Genomic DNA, 6,792 nt, shown 5'->3' with positions numbered 1-6,792 from the left:
GCTTTTGCAATCCCGAAACTTGGCGCACGTTTATTGGTTCCGTCAAAGCGTGCAGTGACCAGATCAGACAGTGCAGCCACTTCGGACACCAGTTCCTGGATTTTGGCTGATTTGTCAGAACTATCCAGAGTGGCGACCAGTTCAATTGGGCCTTCCAGGCGTTCTAATAGGGTTTTAAGTTGAGCTGAAGTATTTCGGTCTAACATTGCTAACGTCTCCAAAGGAGTAAATGTTTATTTGATAACAGGATATTAAATGAATTGAATAAATAGTTAAAACAGTTTGTTTTTATTTTATTGATCGGATTTACAGATTTGTTGAAAAATTCATTATTAATTTCAAAGTTCTATATGGGGTCGAAAGATTAATCTTCAAGTAGTTTAGAGCAAGAATAAGGATTTTCAGCTAAGATTAAAACAAGATATTTGAGAATTGAATGATGGAATTACAACGCGGTATTTATCAACATTATAAGGGACAGCTTTATCAGGTGTTTCATGTCGCCACGCACAGTGAAACTGAAGAAAAGCTAGTGGTTTATCAATGTCTTTATGGGGATTATTCAATTTGGGTACGTCCTTTAACGATGTTCACTGAGACCATTACTACCCACGATGATCGTGAAGTAGAACGCTTTAAATTGATTCAGGCACTTTAAGCCAAACAGACTCAGGGAAGAGTGATGCAAAATTCAGATAAATTTGAAAGATTCATGCAAGAATTATATGAAAAATTTCATAGGCATGACCTTAAACAGGCAGATCGCCTGCACCGATATCGCAATATAGAGCCAGAATCAGGCCGATTTTTATCTATGCTGATTCGTGCGCAACAATCCAAAAATATTCTGGAAATTGGCACCTCTACCGGTTATTCCACTTTATGGCTGGCAGAAGCGGCTCGGCAGACTCAAGCCATGATTACAACTCTTGAAGTTGATGCAGAACGGGTTGCTCAGGCAAAGCAATATGCGACAGAAATAGATCTTGCAGATTTAATCAATTTTAAAGTAATTGATGCTCAGGTTTATCTGGAGGCAGAAAAGGAAATATTTGATTTTATCCTGTTAGATGCTGAACGAGATGCTTATGTCAGTTACTGGCCACATTTGAGTCGATTACTTAAAGCAAAGGGCGGGTTACTAGTAGTTGATAATGTCATTTCACATGCAGCAGAAGTCGAAGAGTTTATTGCCTTAATTCAGCAAGACCCACGTTTTATCATGAGTATTGTACCCATAGGCGCAGGTTTGCTGATGGTGGGATTGCGTTAATTTGATTGGCTCTAATCCATGCAAATTTTATTAAAATGTAAATTATATTCGAGATACTTTTCCACGAATGCGGCTTTGTCTTGGCGTCTTAGTAAGTTGTCATAAATAAATTCAGGTACGGGATGATACAGCTCGGTATGACCATTACTGTATACAATTTTCAGGTGGCGGCTTGAGGGATTGTATTTCCAAGAAATCACGGTAAGCAGTTTTTGCATATGCGTTCCTCCACTGAATATTTCTTATCTTATCATTTGAACTTATGCCATATGGCTCTGCAGATGTATAGCTCAATTGTAAGAATGGGTAAGGATTATGGGAAAGTGAAGCAAAAGATATGCCTGAATTTTTATATGATGGATCAAGAAAAAAATAGGACTATAATATTTTAAGTTCTAATAAAATAATTTTAAAAAATAAAATCCAGTATTGTGCTGACATAAAAGTTCAAACTATAAAAAACCACGCTAAAAAGCGTGGTTTTTTGAATCAGTTCAATCTAATTAAAATTAGATTTTACCAACTAAGTCGATAGAAGGAGCAAGAGTTGCATCGCCTTCTTTCCATTTAGCTGGGCAAACTTCGCCTGGGTGAGCATGTACATACTGAGCTGCTTTAACTTTACGAAGAAGTTCTTGAGCATCACGGCCGATACCACCAGCGTTGATTTCAACGATTTGGATTTTACCTTCTGGATCGATCACGAAAGTACCACGATCAGCAAGGCCGTCAGCTTCGATTAATACGTCAAAGTTTTTAGCAAGAGTCCAGTTTGCATCGCCAACCATTACATACTGGATTTTTTTGATTTCTTCTGAAGAATCGTGCCAAGCTTTATGAGTGAAATGCGTGTCAGTAGAAACTGAGTAGATTTCAACGCCTAGTTTTTGGAATTCAGCGTAGTTGTCAGCAAGGTCACCAAGTTCAGTCGGGCAAACGAAAGTGAAGTCAGCTGGGTAGAAGAATACAACAGACCATTTGCCTTTCAGGTCAGCTTCAGTAACTTCAATGAATTTGCCGTTTTGGAATGCAGTTGCTTTAAATGGTTTAACTTCAGTATTAATTAAGCTCATCATTGTCTCCATGATTGAGGTAGTCTTTGATTTTGAATAAGAGTATCGAAATTTTGGTTGATGCTAAAATGGTATTTTTACATTACAAACATCGGAAAAACCGAATTAAGTAAAAACGCGCCACTTCGGCAAAATCGCTTTGTTCATTGAGCAGCATCAAGATGATGGCCTGATGACAAAATTATCTCTTTTTCCTCGTGCTAGCAAACATGATGTTGAAACCAAAAAATTCAAGGGTGAATCAGGAAAAAAGCATGTTTTCCGCAAAATAATTTAAATATCAATTTCAAAATTAAACTGATGATTAAATCTACTCAGGAAAATTCAAGCGTGTCATATAGATATTTTGATAGGTTTATGGCGCTGAATTGAGGGAAATCAGGCAGCCAAAGCCAATTTGTCCGGCACTTAACAGAACTACGACTATCTGAAATCTAATGAACCAAGTAAAATAAACCTTTCCTGTTTTTTGATGTGGGTGTTTTCTCTGTGCAGAGTCATTTAAATGTAGATCAATGGATAATGGCGCGTGACCGTCACCGTTTAAATCGACTGAAAAAGGGGAAAGACGCAGATGCCAAGCAGTATCAGGAATTATTTGAAAAATCCAATCTGAAAGTACGGCAACGGCTTGAACGTCTTCCGAACATCAAGCTGAATCAGGATCTACCGGTTACTCAGTACACTGATAAGCTGATTGCCGCGATTCAAAAGCATCAGGTGATTATTGTGGCTGGCGAAACCGGTTCTGGTAAAACCACCCAGTTACCGCAAATTGCTATGCTGGCTGGATGTGGCCTGACCGGAATGATCGGACATACCCAGCCGCGTCGACTGGCAGCCCGCAGCGTATCACAGCGTATTGCCGAAGAAGTTGGCGAAAAACTCGGTGAATCAATTTCCTTTAAAGTACGTTTTACGGAACAGGGTTCACAAGACTCAATTGTGCGTTTGATGACAGACGGTATTTTACTGGCCGAACTGACGCATGACCGATACCTGACCAAATATGACACGATTATTATTGATGAAGCGCATGAACGTTCGCTGAATATCGACTTCATTATGGGTTATCTGAAGCAGCTATTGCCACGTCGTCCCGATCTGAAAGTCATCATTACTTCAGCAACCCTGGATGTAAACCGTTTTAGCAGTTACTTTAATGGTGCACCAATTTTTGAAGTGGAAGGCCGCAGCTTCCCGGTAGAGCTGCGTTATCGCCCGATCTCGGAAATGAGCATTGGCGGTAGTGATGATGATGAGTTTGATGATTTTGAAGAAAACCTGCCTCGCGCTGTGGTCAAAGCAGTCGAAGAATGCTTTCAGGATGCACAGGAAAAAGGTCATCCCGAACATGCCGATATCCTGATTTTTGCCAGTACCGAGCAGGAAATTCGCGAGTTACAGGAAACCCTGATCAAACATGGGCCACGCCATACGGAAGTATTAACTTTATATGCGCGTCTGGCGCTGGCCGAACAGCAGAAAATCTTTAATCCTTCTGGTGGCGGGCGACGCATTATTATTGCCACCAACGTAGCAGAAACAGCTTTAACCGTTCCGAATATCCGGTATGTGATTGATAGCGGTTTTGCCCGTATTTCGCGTTATAACTATCGTTCACGGGTGCAACGTCTACCAATTGAAGCCGTTTCTCAGGCAGCCGCGAACCAGCGTAAAGGTCGTTGTGGTCGTATTGCGCCGGGTGTCTGTATACGTCTGTATTCTGAGGAAGACTTCCTGAGCCGTCCTGAGTTTACCGAACCAGAAATAAAGCGAACCAACCTGGCATCTGTAATTTTGCAGATGCAAAGTCTGAGCTTGGGTTCACTCGAAGATTTTGATTTCATCGAACCACCAGATCATCGTTTGGTCAATGATGGCCGCAAGCTCCTCATTGAACTGGGGGCAATGGCTGAGAAAAATTCTCCTAAAACTGAAGATGATCAAGCAAATCCCTCTCTTGCGTCGCATAACGCCTCACCCTTTGAGAAAGGGAGACTTCAAAGCAGTGGCTTAACCAAGATCGGTCAGCAAATGGCGAAAATGCCGATCGATCCACGTCTGGCCCGCATGATTCTTGGTGGTGCACATTTTGGCGTGCTGAATGAAGTGCTGGTGATTGTGGCCGCACTTGCAGTTCAGGACCCGCGTGAACGCCCTGCGGACAAGCAGATGCAGGCGGATCAGAAACATGCACTATTCCGTGAAGCCGATTCTGATTTCCTGTTCTATATCAAGCTTTGGGAAACGCTACACAATAATCGCGAAAGCATGAGTGAAAATAAGCGCCGTACTTTTGCGCGTAATCACTTCCTGAGCTGGCTGCGTTTACGTGAATGGAAGAAAACTCATGAGCAGCTGGTGGATTTGGCTAAGGGTTTAAAACTGTCATTTAATGAAAATAAAGCCAGTTATGAGAATCTGCACCGTGCCTTGTTGACCGGTCTCTTATCATTTATCGCCAACAAGACCGATGAGCGTAATGTTTTTATGGCGGTGCGTCAGCAAAAAGCACGGATTTTCCCAGCTTCTACCTTGCACAAGACCAATACGCCGTGGGTGATGGCCTTTGAAATGGTCGAGACTTCCCAGGTGTATTTGCGTACCCTAGCCAAGATTGAGCCGGAATGGATTCTGCTGGCCGCGCGTGACTTGCTCAAGCATCATTATTTTGAACCGCACTGGTCGAAAAAAGCCGGTGTGGTGAATGCCTATGATCAGATTTCATTATTTGGTCTGATTATTGAGCCGAAACGCCCAATCAATTATGAAAAAGTAGATCAGGCGGCCGCACATGAAATTTTCTTGCGGGATGCTTTAACCACTGGGCATTTAGGCATTACTCCACCATTTTTAAAGCATAACTTGCTTAAACTGGAAGAAGTCGAGCGAGTAGAAGACAAATTACGCCGTCGTGATCTGGTGGTTGATGAAGAAACCATTTACCAGTTCTATGCCTCGAAAGTGCCGCCTGAAGTGGCCAGCCGTCGTACTTTTGAAGACTGGCGTGCCACGGTTGAGCCTCAGAATCCGCGTTATTTATTTGTCGATGATGATGCGCTATGGCTGAATGACCGGCCGACGACACAACAATTTCCGGACTATTTGCACAATGGTAGCCTGCGTCTGGCTGCAACCTATCGTTTTGACCCGAGTCATGATGAAGATGGCGCGACAGTTAAAATTCCCCTGCAAGCCTTGGCCCAGGTCGATGAAGGTATCTGGTCATGGGGGATTCCGGGTTGGCGTCTGGATCTGATTGAAGCATTGCTAAAAGCTTTGCCGAAGGATAAGCGCCGTAATCTGGTGCCGATTCCGGATACTGCACAAAAACTCATGGCAAAAGTAGATGCGCAGGATTTACAGAAACATATTTTTAGTTTCTTGGCATTCCAGCTGCGAGGCGAACAAATCACGGAGAAAGATTTCAGCTTTGACCGGGTAGACCAATATCTGTTGCCTTTTATTAAAGTGACTGATGAAAAAGGTCGTGTCATTGAGCAGGGGCGTGATCTTGCCGAGCTGAAAGCGCGCTGTCGGACTGAAACGCATAGTCCGGTCAAACAGCTTAAAGGTGAATTTAAAACCTTCCCGGAAAGCTTTGTATTTGAAGCCTCACAAAAAGTCACCGGTGTCGTGGTCAAGCAGTACCAGGCGCTGGTTCCGACTAAAGCTTTTTCTGCCCTGGAGCAGAAAGATGAATCGGGTGTGGTGATTCAGACTTTTAATGATCAGGCTGAAGCGATCAAAAAACATCGTGAAGGAGTGATCCGACTGGTGCATATGCAACTCGGAGACTTGACCCGCCAGTTGAAAAAACAGATTTCCAAACCTCTGGCGCTGGCTTATTCACCACTCGGTGATAAGGCACAACTGGAACAAATGTTAGTTTATGCCACACTGCACATGTCTATTAATGAATTACCTGTCAATGCGCAAGAGTTCCAAAAACTGGTTGAAGATGTAAAAAAATCTTTCTTGACTTATGGCCAAGTTGCCCTGAAAGAGATCACGGATATTTATATCCAGTGGCAGGAAATCCGGCGGAAATTATTGGTTTTAGATCATTCTGTGTTTGAAAAAAATATCAATGATATTGAAGATCAACTTGATTTAATGAGCCTTTCTGACTTTGTGTATCGTAAACCTTCCGATGTATGGATCGAATTTCCACGTTATTTGAAAGCCTTGATCTTGCGTTTGGAGCGCTTGCCCAATAATCTACAAAGGGACAATTCCGCCATTGACCAAATTGATCAATGGATGGAAAAATTATTCAAGTTTAAAGATGACCCTCGCCTGAAAGAATTGTATTTCATGGTCGAGGAGTTAAGAATCTCATTGTTTTCACAACCGATGAAAACAAAAGCACCTGTGTCTCCAACTCGCTTGCAAAAAGTATGGGATCGTCTTGGAATCAGTTAAGATATAGGTAATTCAGAT

At 42.4% G+C, this 6,792-nt stretch carries 5 protein-coding genes and 1 pseudogene; 3 read left to right on the top strand and 3 right to left on the bottom strand.

Annotated elements, in window-relative coordinates; genetic code table 11:
- A pseudogene (locus ACP7BU_RS09705) lies at nucleotides 1-206 on the bottom strand (alkyl hydroperoxide reductase subunit F); the annotation flags it as partial.
- A 233-nt stretch (nucleotides 207-439) separates the two neighbouring features.
- On the opposite strand from ACP7BU_RS09705, the gene ACP7BU_RS09700 reads away from it, so the two are divergent.
- Nucleotides 440-658, top strand: a complete 219-nt coding sequence (locus ACP7BU_RS09700) for a DUF1653 domain-containing protein (protein WP_004278919.1) — start codon at nucleotides 440-442, stop codon at nucleotides 656-658.
- A 24-nt stretch (nucleotides 659-682) separates the two neighbouring features.
- Nucleotides 683-1,273 (top strand): O-methyltransferase, encoded by a 591-nt coding sequence (locus tag ACP7BU_RS09695; RefSeq protein ID WP_425879865.1) that lies wholly within the window; start codon nucleotides 683-685, stop codon nucleotides 1,271-1,273.
- Between the two features lie 11 nt (nucleotides 1,274-1,284).
- Here the strand turns inward: ACP7BU_RS09695 and ACP7BU_RS09690 are convergent, their stop codons facing one another.
- Nucleotides 1,285-1,491: a KTSC domain-containing protein gene (locus ACP7BU_RS09690; protein WP_004278917.1), complete on the bottom strand. Its 207-nt coding sequence runs from the start codon at nucleotides 1,489-1,491 to the stop codon at nucleotides 1,285-1,287.
- Nucleotides 1,492-1,782: 291 nt separating this feature from the next.
- Nucleotides 1,783-2,346: an alkyl hydroperoxide reductase subunit C gene (ahpC, locus tag ACP7BU_RS09685; RefSeq protein WP_004278916.1), complete on the bottom strand. Its 564-nt coding sequence runs from the start codon at nucleotides 2,344-2,346 to the stop codon at nucleotides 1,783-1,785.
- Nucleotides 2,347-2,835: 489 nt separating this feature from the next.
- Here ahpC and hrpA point away from each other — a divergent pair, with 489 nt between their 5' ends.
- A complete protein-coding gene (hrpA, locus tag ACP7BU_RS09680; RefSeq protein WP_425879864.1) occupies nucleotides 2,836-6,774 on the top strand; it encodes an ATP-dependent RNA helicase HrpA in 3,939 nt (1,312 codons plus the stop codon).
- Nucleotides 6,775-6,792: the final 18 nt, after the last annotated feature.

Origin of the sequence: Acinetobacter sp. 40AMC3-4 (assembly GCF_049898185.1) — a bacterium.
In the GTDB taxonomy this organism is placed as follows: Bacteria; Pseudomonadota; Gammaproteobacteria; order Pseudomonadales; family Moraxellaceae; genus Acinetobacter.
Note: the sequence above shows the minus strand (reverse complement) of the source record. Positions and strands in the feature narration are given on the sequence as shown.